The organism is Pseudomonas sp. xss_2 (assembly GCF_043104195.1).
Classification (GTDB): domain Bacteria; phylum Pseudomonadota; class Gammaproteobacteria; order Pseudomonadales; family Pseudomonadaceae; genus Aquipseudomonas; species Aquipseudomonas urmiensis.
In genome coordinates this window covers 17,334-32,098 of record NZ_JBICKL010000064.1, presented here as the reverse complement: position 1 = coordinate 32,098, position 14,765 = coordinate 17,334, and the positions used below count along the sequence as shown (strand labels likewise).

The window sequence follows — 14,765 nt, the reverse complement described above, 5'->3', positions numbered from 1 at the left end:
TACAGAGGCGTGCTTAGGGCGCGGTTTGCGTGGGAGCGGGCTTGCCCCGCGATGAGGCCGGTGCGCTCAACCCAACATGGCGCGCAATGCCCGGCAATCCGCCGCATGCCAGTCCACCAGCTCAGGCCAAGGGTTATCCGGCAAGTTCACCAACACTGTACGCGCCCCGGCAGCCCGGCCGCAGTCGAGATCAAACCGGTAATCGCCAACCATCACCAGCTCGCTCGGCGCCACCTCCCAGGCCTGCGCAATCTTCAACAAGCCATCAGGGCTGGGCTTGGGCTGCGCTTCGTCACGCCCCAGGATGTGCTCGACGGCAAAGCAATCGGCCAGGCCAATCGCCTCCAGCGTGACATGCGCCAGCTCCCGCGCATTACGGGTGAGAATCCCCAGCCGACAACCACGCCCGGCCAGCTCACGCACCAGCTCGACCGCACCACTGGCGGCGGTCGAGGCCATCGCCAGGTCGCGCTCGTGCTCCAGCAACCAGGCATGCTTGGCTGCCGCTTCAGCGGCCGGCAACGCCGCCAGGTGGGTGAGGATATCGTCCTCGGGCGGGATGCCCAGCGCCTGGCGAATCGCGGCGAAATCATGCACTGCGACGGTGAGGGTGCCGTCCATGTCGAACACCCAGTTGCGCACGTCACTCAGGCTCATGCCCAGTCCTTACGATGGCGGATCAAGCCTTCCTGGGTCGACGAGGCCACCAGCTGGCCGGCGCGGTTGTAGATGCTGCCGCGGCAGAAGCCCCGGGCATTACCGGCCCAGGGGCTGTCGGTGGCGTACAGCAGCCAGTCGTCGGCACGCAGGTTGCGGTGGAACCACAGCGAATGATCGAGGCTGGCGATCTGCATGTCCTTCTGCCATACCGATTTGCCATGCGGCAGCAACGAGGTGGTCAGCAGGCCGAAGTCCGAGGCATAGGCCAACAGGTATTTGTGCAACGCCGGGATGTCCGGCAGGTTGCCGTCGGCGCGGAACCAGGCGTATTTGATCGGATCGCCCGGCTTGGGGTTGAACGGATCGCGCTCGGTCACCGGGCGAATCTCGATCGGCTTGGCGCACAGCACTTTATCGCGGATGCGCTCAGGCAGATGATCGGCCATGGCGCTGGCCAGCTCGACTTCGCTGGGCAGGTTCTCCGGCCCGACTACATCAGGCATCTGCGCCTGGTGCTCGAAGCTTTCCTCGTCGTACTGGAACGAGGCGCTGCAAGTGAAAATGGTGTGGCCTTTCTGGATCGCGGTGACCCGGCGGGTGCTGAAGCTGCCGCCGTCACGTACCCGGTCGACCGAGTAGACCACCGGCAGGCTGGCATCGCCTGGGCGCAGGAAGTAGCCATGCAGCGAATGCACATGACGGGCGTCTTCGACCGTCTGGCTAGCCGCCGACAGCGATTGGCCGAGCACCTGGCCGCCATACAACTGGCGAAAGCCCAAGTCCTGGCTGCGTCCGCGGAACAGGTTCTCCTCGATCGCTTCGAGGCTCAGCAGGTCGACCAGGTCGTCCAACACATGGCTCATGGGGGTTTTCTCCTAGCAAGGCATCACGGCGCTACAGCACTTTTAAGACGAAGAATGATACAGGGTTTGTCATCAGTACCGCGCATGCCCAGCTATTCAGCCGCGCAGGGTTTGTTGCCAGTGCGCGCGGTTGATCCGGTACAGCACGTGGGGGCGCAAGGGGTGGCCAGGCGGCAGGCGGGGGTGTTCGAAGCTGCCATCCGGGTCGTGCAGCATGCCGATGGCCTGCATGACTTTCTGCGATGGCAGGTTGCTCTGGCTAGTGAACGACACCACCTCATCCAGGCGCAATTGGGCGAAAGCACAACGCAGGCAGGTCCACGCCGCCTCGCTGGCAAAGCCCAGCCCCCAGTGGCGCCGTGCCAGGCGCCAGCCGATCTCTACGGCTGGGCCGAACGGGGCGTCGAAATTGACGTGGAGCAAGCCGGTCATGCCGATGAAGGCGCCGCTGTCCTTGCGCTCCAGCGCCCACAGGCCAAAGCCGTATTCATTGAAATGCCCGCGAATCCGCCCGATCAGCGCGGCCGCTTCCAGGCGCGTCAGCGGCGCCGGGAAGTAACGCATCACCTGCGGGTCGGCGCACATCGCAGCGAACTCGCGCAGGTCGTCATCGTGCCATGGGCGCAATGTCAGGCGGGCGCTTTCCAGGTGAAGAATTGGCGTCATCGAGTGAGCTCCGGGTGTTTGTCCTGCACGCTTTAGATTAGGCGAAGTTGGGGCCGCGCAGCGGCCCCAGCAATAGCGCATAAACAACCCAACTGGCACTATCAGCACTGAACCTTACCGCGAACCGACCATGCCGTTGCCGCTGATCTACCACGATGACTACAGCCCGGAGTTTCCCGCCGAGCATCGCTTTCCGATGGACAAGTTCCGCTTGCTGCGCGACCACCTGGTCGACACTGGCCTGACCACGGACCAGGCCTTGCTGCGCCCCGAGCTCTGCCCCAACGACATCCTCGCCCTGGCCCACGACCGCGACTACATCGAGCGTTACCTGAGCGGCGACTTGTCGCGCGAAGACCAGCGCCGCCTCGGCCTGCCCTGGAGCGAAGCCTTGGCCCGGCGCACCGTGCGCGCCGTGGGCGGCTCGCTACTGACCGCCGAAATGGCCCTGCGCGACGGCATCGCCTGCCACCTCGCTGGCGGCACGCATCATGCTCACTACGACCACCCGGCCGGCTTCTGCATCTTCAACGACCTGGCCGTGATCAGCCGCTACCTGCTCGAAGCCGGGCGGGTGCATCGGGTGCTGATTTTCGACTGTGACGTGCACCAGGGCGATGGCACCGCGCGGATCCTGCATGACACCCCTGAAGCTATCACTGTGTCGCTGCACTGCGAGCAGAACTTCCCGGCGCGCAAAGCCCACAGCGATTGGGACATCCCCCTGCCGCGAGGCATGGGCGATGCGGCGTACCTCAAGGTGGTGGATGATGCACTGAACTACCTGCTGGCGCTGTACCAGCCTGACCTGGTGCTGTACGACGCCGGTGTCGATGTACACAAGGACGACGCCCTCGGTTACCTGCAATTGACCGATGAAGGCCTGGCCGCTCGCGATGAAAGCGTGCTGCGCCACTGCCTGGGCCGCGACATTCCGGTAGTCGGCGTCATCGGCGGCGGCTACAGCAAGGACCGCGCAGCCTTAGCCAAACGCCACGGTATCCTTCATCACAGCGCGGCAAAGGTCATCAGTTGTTCACAATGACTGTGGAACCGCTTGTGGATAACCTGAGTGAAAGCGGCTACAGACCGCTAACTGCCTGAGCTACAAAGGACTGGTCATTTTTTGCACAGTGCTTCGACGGGGTGCGCTGGGGTAGAATGCCAGCTCTTTTCCACAGCCTGCCGCCCTCCATGCCTGAACTACGCCCCGCTTCCCCTCCCCTTGTCGCCGTGATCGGTGGCGGCCCTGCCGGGCTGATGGCCGCCGAGGCGCTGGCTGCGGCCGGTATGACGGTGCAGGTGTTCGATGCCATGCCTTCGGTGGGGCGCAAGTTCCTGCTGGCCGGGGTCGGCGGCATGAACATCACCCATTCCGAGCAGTACCCGGCCTTCGTCTCGCGTTACGCCGAGCGCAGCGGCGAGATCGATGGGCTGCTGCGCGACTTCGATGGCCAGGCGCTACGCCAGTGGATCCACGGGCTGGGCATCGAAACCTTCGTTGGCACGTCAGGGCGGGTATTCCCTTGCGACATGAAAGCCGCGCCGCTGCTGCGCGCCTGGCTCAAGCGCCTGCGCGACAGCGGGGTAGTTATCCACACGCGCCACCGCTGGCTGGGCTGGAACGATGATGGATCGCTGCGGATCGCTTATCCACAGGGTGAGTTGAACCTGCGCGCCGATGCACTGGTACTGGCGCTGGGTGGTGGCAGTTGGGCACGCCTGGGTTCCGATGGCGCCTGGGTGCCATTGCTGGCCGAACGGGCTGTGGATATCTCACCGCTGCAAGCGAGCAACTGCGGTTTTGAAGTTGCGGGCTGGAGCGAACTGCTGGTCAACAAGTTCGCCGGCGCACCGTTGAAGAACATTGCCCTGAGCGTTCCCGGCAGTGCTGCGCGCAAGGGTGAGTTCATCCTCACTGCGCAAGGCGTGGAAGGCAGCTTGGTGTATGCCTGGTCGGCGCAGGTCCGTGAAGCGATCAATCGCGCGGGCAAAGCTACGCTGCTGCTGGATCTGCTACCTGACCGGCCTGTGGACAAAATCGCCCAGGCCCTGGCCAAGCCTCGCGGCTCACGCTCGATGGCCAAGCATCTGCACAGCCAGCTGGGGATCGACGGGGTCAAGGCGGCGCTGCTGCGTGAGCTGACCGATCAGGCGACCTTCGCCGATCCGCAGGCACTGGCCGCGGCGATCAAGGCGTTGCCGATCGAACTGCTGCGCGCGCGGCCACTGGATGAGGCGATCAGCAGTGCCGGTGGAGTGCGCTTTGAAGGGGTGGATGAGGGCTTGATGCTGCGCCAGTTGCCAGGGGTGTTCTGTGCAGGCGAGATGCTCGACTGGGAGGCGCCGACCGGCGGTTATCTGCTGACTGCATGTTTTGCCAGCGGCCTGCGCGCAGGGCGGGCGGCGGTGGATTGGCTCAGGCGTAGTGCCCGATAGCTGGCCGGGGGTGCTGCGCACCCCAATCGCAGGCTGCGCCAGCTCCCACAGAAGTCGAGCGGGTCTGTAGGAGCTGGCGAAGCCTGCGATGGGCCGCGCAGCGGCCCCAAAATCTCAAGGCTTACGCTTACGCGGCCCACCATTGAAGCTCGGCACCTTGCGCACGGCCTTGACGGTCGGCGCCGAAGACCCCGACTCGGTACTGTCCATCCACTTGCCCAAACCGCGTTTGGCGCTGTTTTCCTTGGGCTTCTTGGGCTTTTTCGGCTTCTTGATCACCTGCCCGCTGGCATCGGTCATCGGCACCCGGTGATCAGGGATGAAGTCTGGCTCTTCATGGCGCGGCAGGGTCTGGCGAATCAGGGTCTCGATCGCCGAGAGCATCTGCACCTCATCGGCACACACCAGCGAGATCGCCTCGCCCTTGTTGCCCGCCCGGCCGGTACGGCCGATGCGGTGCACATAATCTTCGGCGACGATCGGCAGGTCGAGGTTGACCACCAGCGGCAGATCGTCGATATCCAGCCCGCGTGCAGCGACATCAGTGGCCACCAGCACCTGGATCTCGCGTGCCTTGAAGCTGTCCAGCGCGCGCTGGCGAGTCGCTTGCGGGCGATCACCATGGATGCCATCGGCATTCACCCCCTCGCCCAGCAAGCGCTCGACCAACTGATCGACCCCATTACGGGTCTTGGCAAACACCAGCACCTGGCTCCAGCGCTGCTTGCGCAGCAAGTAGCAGAACAGGTCGGCCTTGCGCTTCTTGTCGACCGGCACCAGCCACTGCTTGACCGTGCTGGCGGTGGCATTGCGGGGGCTGACTTCGATGCTCAGCGGATCATTCAGGGCCAGGCCCGCGAGCATGCGGATCTGATCGGAGAAGGTGGCGGAGAACAACAGGGTCTGGCGCTTGCGCGGCAGCGCGGCGTACACCGACTGCAACTCCTCGGCAAAGCCCAGGTCGAGCATGCGGTCGGCTTCGTCGAGCACCAGGGTCTGCACCTGGCCGAACTTCACCGCGTTCTGGCGGAACAGGTCGAGCAAGCGACCGGGGGTGGCCACCAGCAAATCGACACCCCGGCGCAGGCGCATCATCTGCGGGTTGATGCTTACCCCGCCGTAGACCGCATAGGTGGAAACCGGCAGGTTCTCGGCGTATTCCTGGATATTGGCATGCACCTGCTCGGCCAGCTCGCGGGTCGGCACCAACACCAGGGCGCGGATCGAGTTGCTGGCGACCTTCTCACCTTCCAACGCCAGGCGCTGCAACACTGGCAAGGCAAAGCCTGCAGTCTTGCCGGTGCCGGTCTGGGCCGCGGCCATCAGGTCGCGACCGGCCAGTACGGCGGGGATGGCCTGGGCCTGGACCGGGGTTGGGGTGGTGTAGTCCAGCTGCTGCAGGGTGCGCAGCAAAGGTTCGATCAGGCCGAGTTTGGCGAAATTCATGGCAATACCGTCAGGGGGTTCAGCGAAGGCGGCAGTTTACCTGCGCCAGTACCCTCGTGTCGCGATAGGGCCGCACCCGCAGCCCCACAGACGCGTGCCTATTTGCACATTTCGCCCTTCAGCGGCGCCGGCTGCTCGGGCGCCTTGCGCCACTGCGGCAGGCCGATCAGCACCACCGCGCCGATGATCACCGCCATCGCCACGCATTCTTCGGCGCCAATGGTTTCACCGGCGAAGGCGATCCCGAGCAGCACTGCTACGGCTGGGTTGACGTAGGCATAGCTGGTGGCCGCCGCCGGGCGTACGTTCTTGAGCAGGTACATGTAGGCGCTAAAGGCCAGGATCGAGCCGAACAACACCAGGTACGCCAACGCGCCCCAGCCAGCAGCGGTTGGCATCTGGGTCAAGCGTTCGCCACTGACCGCACTGCCAATCAGCAGCGCCGCGCCGCCAACCAACATCTCGGCTGCACTGGCCATCGGTCCTTGGGGCAGCGGCAGGCTCTTGCTCCATACCGAGCCAAACGCCCAGGCAGCGGCGGCAAACAGGATCAGCGCCGCGCCCATCGGGCTGGCTTGCAGGTTAGAGCCCAGGTTGAGCATGGCGATGCCGGCCAATCCGAGGCAGATGCCCGCCCATTCCAGGCGCGAGTTGCGATGGCCAAACAACAGACCGAACACCAGGGTAAACAGCGGTACCGTGGCCACCGCCAGCGCTGCTACTCCTGAGGCGACGCCCGCATGCTCGGCCAGGGTCACCCCGCCATTGCCGCAGCTGAGCAGCAAAAAGCCAATCGCCCCGGCCGCGCGCCATTGCGGCCAGGTTGGCGCCGGCACCCCGCGCCAGCGCAAAAAGCCATACAACAGGCTGCCGGCGATCACGAAGCGAATCCCCGCCATCATCATCGGCGGCCAGGATTCGACGCCAATGCGGATGAACAGGTAGGTCGAGCCCCAGACCAGATACAGGGCAAGAAAGGCACCGATGAGCAACCAGGGAACACGACGGGAGGCAGGCATGGGGAAAACACTCGAAATCCGTTTACGGGTGACTTAGTTTAGAAAGGGCGTTGCGCAAACTTAAGTTACAAAACACGTTTAAATCACCCACACACTTTGCAATGAATGGTTATTTGCTGCCTTTGCCGTTGATTGCCTGAAACGAGCGAAACCCGTCATGGACAAGTACGATCGCATGCTCCTCGCCGCCCTGTTGGAAAACGGCAGGGCCACTTACGCGCAGCTGGCGCGACAGGTGAACCTTTCACCACCTGCGGTGGCGGAGCGGGTGGCCAAGCTTGAGGCCAGCGGGGTGATCACCGGCTATACGGCCAAGGTGGACCTGGAAAAGATCGGCCTGCCGATCCAGTGCGTGATCGAGCTGCGCCTGGCCAGCCATGGCAACCAGCAGGCTTACGATGAGCTGGCGCGGATTCCCGAGCTCACTGAGTGTCATCGGGTCACGGGCGATCCGTGCGTGATCATGCAGGCGGCAGTGGGGTCGATGAGTGAGCTGGAGGCGCTGATCAATCGGGTATCGCAGCTGGGCTTCAGCAAGACCTCGATCATTCTTTCAAGTGCGGTGGAGCGGCGGGTGCCGTTGCAGCAACTCGCGGGCAATGGCAAAAAGAGCTGAGACCTGCGGTGTCTGGCCTGACGCTATCGCGGGGCAAGCCAGCTCCCACGCCAAGTTGGCTCTGCGTGGGAGCGGGCTTGCCCCGCGATAGCGTGCTCAATCAATGACGCAGCAGCAGTGAGCCTTCGATCGGTACATACTCAGTGGCCGCACGAATCAGCGACAACGCCGTCAGCCCGGGCACGCCATACACCACAGCCTCGACACCATAGCGCTGGATCGCTCGCTCCAGCAGCAAGTCGAAGTCGCCATCACCCGAGGCCAGCACCACCTGGTCGACCCGGCTCGCCGCCTCGATCACATCCAGGGTAATACCCACGTCCCAGTCACCCTTGGCCGAGCCATCGCTGCGCTGGATGTAGGGTTTCAAGCGCACCTCGAAGCCCAGGTTGCGCAAGATCTGCTGGAATTGCTGCTGCTTGCTGTCGCCGCGGTCGATGGCATAGGCCACCGCCTCGACGATCTGCCCCTGGCGGCTGACCTCGGCCCACAGTGCGGTGTAGTTGAAATGGCAGCCATGGGCCTGGCGGACGGTGTAGTAGAGGTTCTGCACATCGGCGAACAGCGCGATCTTTTTCACCACACAACCCTTGGGTAATCCTGCGAGAAAGGGGTTGGCGTACAACCCCACAAGCCCAGCAGTATGCCAGAGGCCTCAGACGAAGGTGTCGTCGTCAGCGAAGAAGCCGCCGTCGTCGTTGCCGTAGTCGCTGTCCATGAAGCCGCCCTGATCGCCAGCATAGCCGCCATTGTCGGCCACCTGCTGCTGGCCGGCCTGGTCATTCCAGCCGCCCGAATCGCTGGCCGGGGCTGGCTCTTCCTTGATCACTTCAACCACTTCCTCAGGTTGCGAATGATGGTTGAACAGGCTGCTGAGGCCTTGTGCCAGCAAGACCCCACCCGCGACCCCGGCAGCGGTCTGCATGGCGCCGCCGAGGAAACTGCTGGCACCACTGCGCGCGGGCGCGGCGTTGAAGGCCGAAGCCTGCTGTGGCTGCGCTTGCGCGTAACCCGGTGCCGACGGCTCGCGCCAGCCACCAGCGCTGGCACCTGGTGCGACAGAGCGTTGCGGTTGCGGGGCAGGTGCGCGGCTACCGGCACCGAAGATGCTCGACAGGAAGCCGCCGCCATTGCTAGCCCCACGGCTGGCCTCGAGCTGAGCGCGAGCCTGCTTGAGTTCGTTTTCCAGCTGCTTGTTTTGCTCATCGAGGCGCTTGATCGCAGCCTCTTGGACGAGGATCGCCTGGGCCATGTAGTAAGGCGCCGCCGGCTGCTGGCGCACATGTTCCTCGATGCACGCCTGGGCCTGGGCGTCGCGCGGCTGGCTGGGGTCTTCGGCTTGCTTGATGCGGCCAAACAGGCCGTCGATCAGGGTTTGTTCTTCAGTGTTCATGGGCTACCTCGTGCGGGCAAGCGGGACATCGGACAGCGTCAAAGATGGGGGGCGCAGGCGCGGGATTCAATCAGCAGGCGCGTGAAACTTTTTTCAGCCAGGCCTTGAGTGGGCTAAAGTTACGCCCCTGCTTTTACAGCCATGCGATGTTGACTGATGAATCCGCTGAGCGTTCTGCGCGACTCCCTGTACTTTTTCCGCCGTCACCTGGCGAGCATCATCCAGCTCTGCCTGCCGTTGATCGTGCTCGAGGCCCTGCTCACCCAGCTGCTGTACCGCCAGCTCGGCGAACAGGCGTCGCCGGCCTACGGCATGCTGGTCAGCCTGCTGCTGTATCCGCTGTACAGTGCGGCGCTGATCCTCTACCTCGACACCCGCACCCAGGGCCAGGACATCCTCAAGCGCAACCTGTTCGCCCGCGCCCTGCAGCTGTGGCCGCAGCTGGCCTTGCTGATCATGATCAGTACCCTGCTGATCATGGCGGGCCTGGCACTGTTCGTATTTCCCGGCATCTGGATCATGATCAACCTGGTGTTCGCCGAATACCTGCTGGTGCTGCGCGGCTTGCCCGTGGTGCAGTCGATGCGCGAGAGCGCACGCATGACCACCGGGCACTTCATGCGCATCCTGGTCTGCGTGTTCGCCTCGCTGGCGCCGGTGTGGCTGCTCGACGGCCTGCTGATGATGGCCTTCCCGCAGCCACAACCTGGCGTGCAACTGGCCATGGACAGCCTCAGCGGCCTGTTGCAGCTGTTCAGCAGCGTGGTGCTGTTCCGCATCTTCATGTTGTTGGAAGCCGACGCCGGCGCCTGAACTGGCCTGGCGACGAACGGCTCGGTTATGCTGGCGCGATCCGCACCGACAAGCCGAGCCGATGACCCGACTACTGCGCAACGTCCTGCTGTTCCTGCTGCTGATGCTGGCCTTGCTCTGGTTGCTCGCTGAGCACCTGAGCTGGCAGCCCTCCCCTCGCGAATCGGTGGCAGTCGCCTGCCAAGGCCCCGGCAAGCCGCTGCAGCCCGGGCAGACTTTGAGCGTGATGAGCTGGAACGTCCAGTATCTGGCCGGCAAGCGCTATGTGTTCTGGTACGACCAAGGCCGCGGCAACGACACCCGCCCCACCCGTGAAGACCTGGCGTTCAACCTCGATGAAGTGGCGCGCGTGATCCGCGCCGAACAGCCCGATATCGTCCTGTTGCAGGAATTGGACAAGGACGCCAAGGCCAGCGACTACCAGGACCAATTGGCCCTGCTGCGCGAGCGTCTGGCCGACCTGTACCCCTGCGCGGTACAGACCGACGAATGGAAAGCCGACTTTGTTCCCGACCGGCACATCGCCGGCAGTGTCGGCCGCACCCTGGCAACCCTCAGCCGGTACCCGATCGCCAAGGCCGAGCGCCTGCAATTGCCCAATACCGCCAGTAACGCCCTGGCCCGCCTGCTGGAGCCGCAACCGGCCCTGCTGGTCAGCTATCTGCCGCTGGCCGACGGCGGCCGCCTGGCGGTGCTCAATACGCGGTTGTCGCCCTACCGGCCAGGCAGCGATCTGCAACGACGGCAAGTGGCGCACGTCAGCAAAGTGCTCGATCGCCTGGAAACCCAGGGCACCCCATGGCTGATTGGCGGCGACTTCAACCTGTTGCCGCTGGGCCAGTACCGTCGCTTGCCACCGGCCCAGCGCGGTAGCTACCCAGCCGACAGCGACCTGCACCTGTTGTGGGACAAGTACCCGATGATCCCCAGTAATGCCGAAGCCAGCGGCGCCGAGCGCGACGCCTGGCTCACCCACTTCCCCAATGACCCGGCCGTGAGCGGCCCTGACCGCACGCTCGACTACCTGCTGCACAGTCCCCGCTTGCAGCGATTGGAGGCGCGCGTGCTGCAGGCAGATACGCTGCAGATCTCCGATCATCTGCCGATCACCGCCCGTTTGGTCTTGCCCAAAGCGCGCTAAGGCAATCAGCGCTGCCCAGGAAAAGCAGCTCGCCGGAGAAATCGTTCAGCCTGCCGCCCTGCATGTCCCTCGCCTACCGTGCCGACATTCATCCACAGGGACGCAGGCTATGAACGAACCGCAACCTATCAATCACTGGGCCGATGGTCAGTCTTTTATCGGCAGCATCTACTTGATAGAGGATGGCAAACGCTACCCAGTCCACCCCTTCAAGACCCATCACGACCTGAGCTTTGGCGTCGACATCCATGTCGACGATGGTTGGCTCAAGGTCGGCGGCAGCGCAGGCCCTTCGTTATTTATTTTTCGGTTTCACTCAAGGGGCGAGGATCGCCTGCATTTCAGAGTGGCTCTGGCCTCCAATAGCCGCCGCAAGCTGGGTATCAGCGACAATGGCTACCTGGGGCTGTACGACCAGACAGACGACTTGGGTTACTGGAAGCTGCAGCCGGTGGAATGGTCCAAGGATGAGCTGCGCTGCCTGATCCGTGATCATCAGGGTCACCAGGTGAAAACCGAGTCAGTGTCCGGGCAAACCATTGCTCACCTGACCATCGGCGAAGGCGTACCGCATGAGTTCATGATCGTGCGCTCTCACTGATTACAACAAAAGGACCCCGCGACTGCCCCTCATCGGCCGCGGGGCTTGGCGCGTGCCGTCGCTTCTGCGACCAAGGGATCATCCGGCCAGTAATGTTTGGGGTAGCGGCCCTTGAGGTCTTTTTTCACTTCGGCGTAGGTCGTGCGCCAGAAGTTGGCCAAATCCTGCGTCACCTGCACCGGCCGCCGCGCTGGCGACAGCAGGTGCAACTTGACCTGCTGGCGGCCTTGGGCGATGCGCGGCGTGTCGGCCAGGCCGAACAGCTCTTGCAGACGCACGGCCAGAATCGGTGGGGTTTCGCTGTAGTCCAGGCGGATGTTCGAGCCCGATGGCACATTGAGGTGCTCTGGTGCCCACTCATCCAAGCGTTGCGGCAGCGGCCAGGGCAGCAGGTTGCGCAGGATCGATGACAGGTCCAACTGGGCGAAGTGACTCAGCCGCGAGACCTTGCCCAAATAAGGCTGCAACCAGTCTTCAAGACTCGCGAGCAGCGCTTCGTCAGACAGATCTGGCCATTCACTCTCCGCGCTCTTGTGCAAATCCAACTGGCGTAGCAAGGCAACGCGGGCCTGCCACTGGCGGAGCGCTGGCGTCCACGGCAACAGCGCCAAGGTCTTGCGCCGGACCAAGCCGAGCAAGGCCCGCGCCCGAGCCTCGTCGCTCAGGCCAGGCAACGCTTCACGGCTGAGCACCAGCTCGCCGACCTTGCGCTGACGCTCGGCGCGCAACACCTGTTCGCGCTCATCCCAGTCGAGGATATCGAGGGTTTCGACCTGCTCGGCGAGCACCTCTTCGAACAAGCCAGGATCGAATTCGGCCGCCAGGTAGATCCGCTCTTCGCGCTGGCCCTGGCGGCTGCCCAGATCGGCAATCACCAACCATGGGCACTTCATCAAGCCATCGACTTCGGCAAACAGCGCGGCGCGGCCGTTGGCCAGGCGATACTCGGCGCCGCCTTCGCGCCGTTGTTGGGCGACCCGGTCCGGATACGCCAGCGCCAGCAAGGCGCCCAGCCAGTGCGGATGCTCAGGGTCAGCCACAGCGGCGACCGGGTTGCCACGCAGCAGGCCACGGTATTGGCGAGCCAGCTGGCGAGCACGTTGTACCCCACCCTGGCCGCCTCGTGTCAGCTTGCTTTCGCCACTGAGCAGCGCCAGTCGAGTATGCAGGTCGGCGCCGCCGCCGCGCTGGATATCGCGCTCGCCGAGCAATGCGGCAACATTGCAGGCCATGTCAGTCAGGCCAAGGTGCTGGCCGCGCAACAACAGATGGGCGATGCGCGGATGGGCCGGCAACTCAGCCATCGCCTGGCCATGCTCGCTCAGGCTGTCGCGGCTGCTGGGCTTGAACGCACCAAGGCGCGCCAGCAGGTCTTGCGATTGGGCGTAGGCGGCGCTCGGTGGTTGATCGAGCCAGCGCAGTTGCTCGGGGGTCACACCCCAGCGCGCCAGTTGCAGGGCCAGGCCTGCCAGGTCTGCCTGGAGGATCTCGGCGCTGCCGTGCGCGGCCAACTGCTCATGCTGGGCCTCGGACCACAAGCGGTAGCACACGCCTGGCTCAAGCCGCCCAGCCCGTCCGGCGCGCTGGGTGGCGCTGGCGCGGGAAATGCGTTGGGTGTCCAGGCGGGTCATGCCGCTGCCCGGATCAAACCGCGGCAGCCGCGCCAGGCCTGCGTCGATCACCACCCGCACGCCGTCGATGGTCAGGCTGGTCTCGGCGATATTGGTCGCCAGCACCACTTTGCGCAGGCCTGCGGGCGCAGGCTCGATGGCAGCCCGTTGTGCATTGAGGTCAAGTTCGCCATGTAGCGGGCACAGCAGAATGTCTGGCCGCTCGCCTAGCGCGTCCTGAAGAGCTTGATGCACTCGGCGGATCTCGGCCTGCCCGGGCAAGAACACCAGCAGGCTGCCGGATTGCTCGGCCAGCCCCTGCAGCACGCAGTCGACTACCCGTGGCTCGACGAACTCACCGGGCTGAAACGGCCGCCCCCATTGGATATCCACCGGGTGCATGCGTCCTTCGCTGCTAACCACCGGTGCCTGATCAAGCAGCCGTGACAGGCGCTCGCCTTCCAGGGTCGCCGACATCAGCAGGATCTTCAGCGGCGGATCGTCGCGCAACAGCTCGCGGCCATTGAGGCTCAGCGCCAGCGCCAAGTCAGCATCCAGCGAACGCTCATGGAATTCATCGAAGATCAGCAGGCCAACGCCTTCCAAGGCCGGATCCGCTTGCAGGCGGCGGGTGAGGATGCCTTCGGTGACCACTTCGATACGCGTAGTGGGGCCGACTTTGCTGTCCAGCCGAATCCGGTAGCCAACCGTTTCGCCGACCTTCTCCCCCAGCTCGCTGGCCAGCCGCTCGGCTGCCGCCCGTGCAGCCAGCCGGCGCGGCTCGAGCATGACGATGCGCTGCCCCGCCAGCCACGGCTCATCGAGCAGCGCCAGCGGCACGCGGGTAGTCTTGCCAGCGCCGGGCGGCGCCTCCAGCACGACTTCGTGGCGGCTACTGAGCGCTTGGCGCAGCGCGGGCAATACGGCATCGATTGGTAATGAAATCATGGTGGTCCTCGAACGAGCCGCCGAGTATAACGGCGAACCGGCCAGGACCTATCATGGTCATAATGTTTGATAGCGGCCGTTTGCCGCGATCGTTGCGACTTTCCATCGGAGATTTACATGCGCATCCCATCCCGTGTCATCGGTGGCGTTCTAGTCGCCACCCTGCTGACCCAGCTGACGGCCTGCGGCACGCTGTTCTATCCAGACCGCCGCGGCCAGATCGAAGGCAAGATCGACCCGGTGGTCGCCGCCCTCGACGCCATCGGCATCCTGTTCTACGTGATCCCGGGGCTGATCGCCTTTGGCATCGACTTCGCGACCGGCGCCATCTACTACCCAGGCGGCACTACCGCGCAGGTCGATCCGGCCAAGCTCAAGCCGGCGATCGATGCCGATGGCAAGGTCGACAACGCCAAGCTGCAGGCTATCCTCGAAAGCGAACTGGGCCAGCGCCTGCCGCTGAACGACCCGCGACTGATCCAGCATCGCGGCAGCGTCGAGCAACTGGCTGCCTACGGCCTGATACCGGCCGCCTGATTCGCACAAGGAC

The 14,765-nt window shown here is 64.3% G+C and carries 15 protein-coding genes; 7 read left to right on the top strand and 8 right to left on the bottom strand.

The genetic code is table 11. The features are described from left to right. Positions 1-66 precede the first annotated feature (66 nt). The 3 genes from ACF8K2_RS16060 to ACF8K2_RS16050 all read right to left on the bottom strand — a co-directional run bounded on the left by ACF8K2_RS16060 (position 67) and on the right by ACF8K2_RS16050 (position 2,189). Positions 67-657: an HAD family hydrolase gene (locus ACF8K2_RS16060; protein WP_186557732.1), complete on the bottom strand. Its 591-nt coding sequence runs from the start codon at positions 655-657 to the stop codon at positions 67-69. Then, positions 654-1,523, bottom strand: a complete 870-nt coding sequence (tesB, locus tag ACF8K2_RS16055; protein ID WP_392465929.1) for an acyl-CoA thioesterase II — start codon at positions 1,521-1,523, stop codon at positions 654-656. Before tesB ends, ACF8K2_RS16060 begins: the two co-directional genes overlap by 4 nt. 96 nt (positions 1,524-1,619) lie before the next feature. Beyond that, the gene (locus ACF8K2_RS16050; protein ID WP_392465928.1) at positions 1,620-2,189 is read right to left on the bottom strand and encodes a GNAT family N-acetyltransferase; all 570 of its coding nucleotides are present in this window, start codon (positions 2,187-2,189) and stop codon (positions 1,620-1,622) included. 130 nt (positions 2,190-2,319) lie between these two features. Here ACF8K2_RS16050 and ACF8K2_RS16045 point away from each other — a divergent pair, with 130 nt between their 5' ends. After that, positions 2,320-3,234 (top strand): histone deacetylase, encoded by a 915-nt coding sequence (locus tag ACF8K2_RS16045; RefSeq protein ID WP_392465926.1) that lies wholly within the window; start codon positions 2,320-2,322, stop codon positions 3,232-3,234. Positions 3,235-3,383: 149 nt separating this feature from the next. Beyond that, entirely contained in the window at positions 3,384-4,628 is a 1,245-nt protein-coding gene (locus ACF8K2_RS16040; RefSeq protein WP_392465924.1) for a TIGR03862 family flavoprotein, read from the top strand. A 114-nt stretch (positions 4,629-4,742) separates the two neighbouring features. On the opposite strand, the gene ACF8K2_RS16035 is transcribed toward ACF8K2_RS16040, so the two are convergent. Beyond that, positions 4,743-6,074 carry a DEAD/DEAH box helicase gene (locus ACF8K2_RS16035; protein ID WP_392465922.1) on the bottom strand — a complete coding sequence of 444 codons (1,332 nt, stop codon included), beginning with the start codon at positions 6,072-6,074 and terminating at the stop codon, positions 4,743-4,745. 98 nt (positions 6,075-6,172) lie between these two features. After that, complete coding sequence (yedA, locus tag ACF8K2_RS16030) at positions 6,173-7,093, bottom strand: drug/metabolite exporter YedA (protein WP_312152906.1); 921 nt, start codon at positions 7,091-7,093, stop codon at positions 6,173-6,175. Positions 7,094-7,250: 157 nt separating this feature from the next. Here yedA and ACF8K2_RS16025 point away from each other — a divergent pair, with 157 nt between their 5' ends. Next, entirely contained in the window at positions 7,251-7,709 is a 459-nt protein-coding gene (locus ACF8K2_RS16025; protein WP_186556701.1) for an Lrp/AsnC family transcriptional regulator, read from the top strand. Between the two features lie 100 nt (positions 7,710-7,809). Here the strand turns inward: ACF8K2_RS16025 and ACF8K2_RS16020 are convergent, their stop codons facing one another. Together ACF8K2_RS16020 and ACF8K2_RS16015 are read right to left on the bottom strand one after the other, a co-directional pair. Beyond that, a complete protein-coding gene (locus tag ACF8K2_RS16020) occupies positions 7,810-8,289 on the bottom strand; it encodes an NYN domain-containing protein (protein WP_264236666.1) in 480 nt (159 codons plus the stop codon). Between the two features lie 75 nt (positions 8,290-8,364). Beyond that, positions 8,365-9,102 (bottom strand): DUF2076 domain-containing protein, encoded by a 738-nt coding sequence (locus ACF8K2_RS16015; RefSeq protein ID WP_392465919.1) that lies wholly within the window; start codon positions 9,100-9,102, stop codon positions 8,365-8,367. A 156-nt stretch (positions 9,103-9,258) separates the two neighbouring features. Between ACF8K2_RS16015 and ACF8K2_RS16010 the strand changes: the two genes are divergently transcribed. The 3 genes from ACF8K2_RS16010 to ACF8K2_RS16000 all read left to right on the top strand — a co-directional run bounded on the left by ACF8K2_RS16010 (position 9,259) and on the right by ACF8K2_RS16000 (position 11,657). Beyond that, positions 9,259-9,915 carry a YciC family protein gene (locus ACF8K2_RS16010; protein WP_264236664.1) on the top strand — a complete coding sequence of 219 codons (657 nt, stop codon included), beginning with the start codon at positions 9,259-9,261 and terminating at the stop codon, positions 9,913-9,915. A 61-nt stretch (positions 9,916-9,976) separates the two neighbouring features. Further along, positions 9,977-11,056: an endonuclease/exonuclease/phosphatase family protein gene (locus ACF8K2_RS16005; protein WP_392465917.1), complete on the top strand. Its 1,080-nt coding sequence runs from the start codon at positions 9,977-9,979 to the stop codon at positions 11,054-11,056. A 109-nt stretch (positions 11,057-11,165) separates the two neighbouring features. After that, on the top strand, positions 11,166-11,657 hold the full coding sequence (locus tag ACF8K2_RS16000; RefSeq protein ID WP_392465916.1) for a hypothetical protein: 492 nt from the start codon (positions 11,166-11,168) through the stop codon (positions 11,655-11,657). 29 nt (positions 11,658-11,686) lie between these two features. Here the strand turns inward: ACF8K2_RS16000 and hrpB are convergent, their stop codons facing one another. Further along, on the bottom strand, positions 11,687-14,215 hold the full coding sequence (gene hrpB, locus ACF8K2_RS15995; protein ID WP_392465913.1) for an ATP-dependent helicase HrpB: 2,529 nt from the start codon (positions 14,213-14,215) through the stop codon (positions 11,687-11,689). A 117-nt stretch (positions 14,216-14,332) separates the two neighbouring features. On the opposite strand from hrpB, the gene ACF8K2_RS15990 reads away from it, so the two are divergent. Continuing rightward, positions 14,333-14,752, top strand: coding sequence for a polyribonucleotide nucleotidyltransferase (locus ACF8K2_RS15990; protein ID WP_264236659.1), 420 nt, complete (start codon positions 14,333-14,335; stop codon positions 14,750-14,752). The last annotated feature ends 13 nt before the right edge of the window (positions 14,753-14,765 follow it).

Bases quoted from the DNA above. Each gene is read 5' to 3' on its own strand.
- ACF8K2_RS16025 (WP_186556701.1), top strand. From the start codon at position 7,251: ATGGACAAGTACGATCGCATGCTCCTCGCCGCCCTGTTGGAAAACGGC.
- ACF8K2_RS16010 (WP_264236664.1), top strand. From the start codon at position 9,259: ATGAATCCGCTGAGCGTTCTGCGCGACTCCCTGTACTTTTTCCGCCGT.
- ACF8K2_RS16050 (WP_392465928.1), bottom strand. From the start codon at position 2,189: ATGACGCCAATTCTTCACCTGGAAAGCGCCCGCCTGACATTGCGCCCA.
- ACF8K2_RS16015 (WP_392465919.1), bottom strand. From the start codon at position 9,102: ATGAACACTGAAGAACAAACCCTGATCGACGGCCTGTTTGGCCGCATC.
- ACF8K2_RS16035 (WP_392465922.1), bottom strand. From the start codon at position 6,074: ATGAATTTCGCCAAACTCGGCCTGATCGAACCTTTGCTGCGCACCCTG.
- hrpB (WP_392465913.1), bottom strand. From the start codon at position 14,215: ATGATTTCATTACCAATCGATGCCGTATTGCCCGCGCTGCGCCAAGCG.
- yedA (WP_312152906.1), bottom strand. From the start codon at position 7,093: ATGCCTGCCTCCCGTCGTGTTCCCTGGTTGCTCATCGGTGCCTTTCTT.
- ACF8K2_RS16045 (WP_392465926.1), top strand. From the start codon at position 2,320: ATGCCGTTGCCGCTGATCTACCACGATGACTACAGCCCGGAGTTTCCC.
- tesB (WP_392465929.1), bottom strand. From the start codon at position 1,523: ATGAGCCATGTGTTGGACGACCTGGTCGACCTGCTGAGCCTCGAAGCG.
- ACF8K2_RS16000 (WP_392465916.1), top strand. From the start codon at position 11,166: ATGAACGAACCGCAACCTATCAATCACTGGGCCGATGGTCAGTCTTTT.
- ACF8K2_RS16040 (WP_392465924.1), top strand. From the start codon at position 3,384: ATGCCTGAACTACGCCCCGCTTCCCCTCCCCTTGTCGCCGTGATCGGT.
- ACF8K2_RS15990 (WP_264236659.1), top strand. From the start codon at position 14,333: ATGCGCATCCCATCCCGTGTCATCGGTGGCGTTCTAGTCGCCACCCTG.
- ACF8K2_RS16060 (WP_186557732.1), bottom strand. From the start codon at position 657: ATGAGCCTGAGTGACGTGCGCAACTGGGTGTTCGACATGGACGGCACC.
- ACF8K2_RS16005 (WP_392465917.1), top strand. From the start codon at position 9,977: ATGACCCGACTACTGCGCAACGTCCTGCTGTTCCTGCTGCTGATGCTG.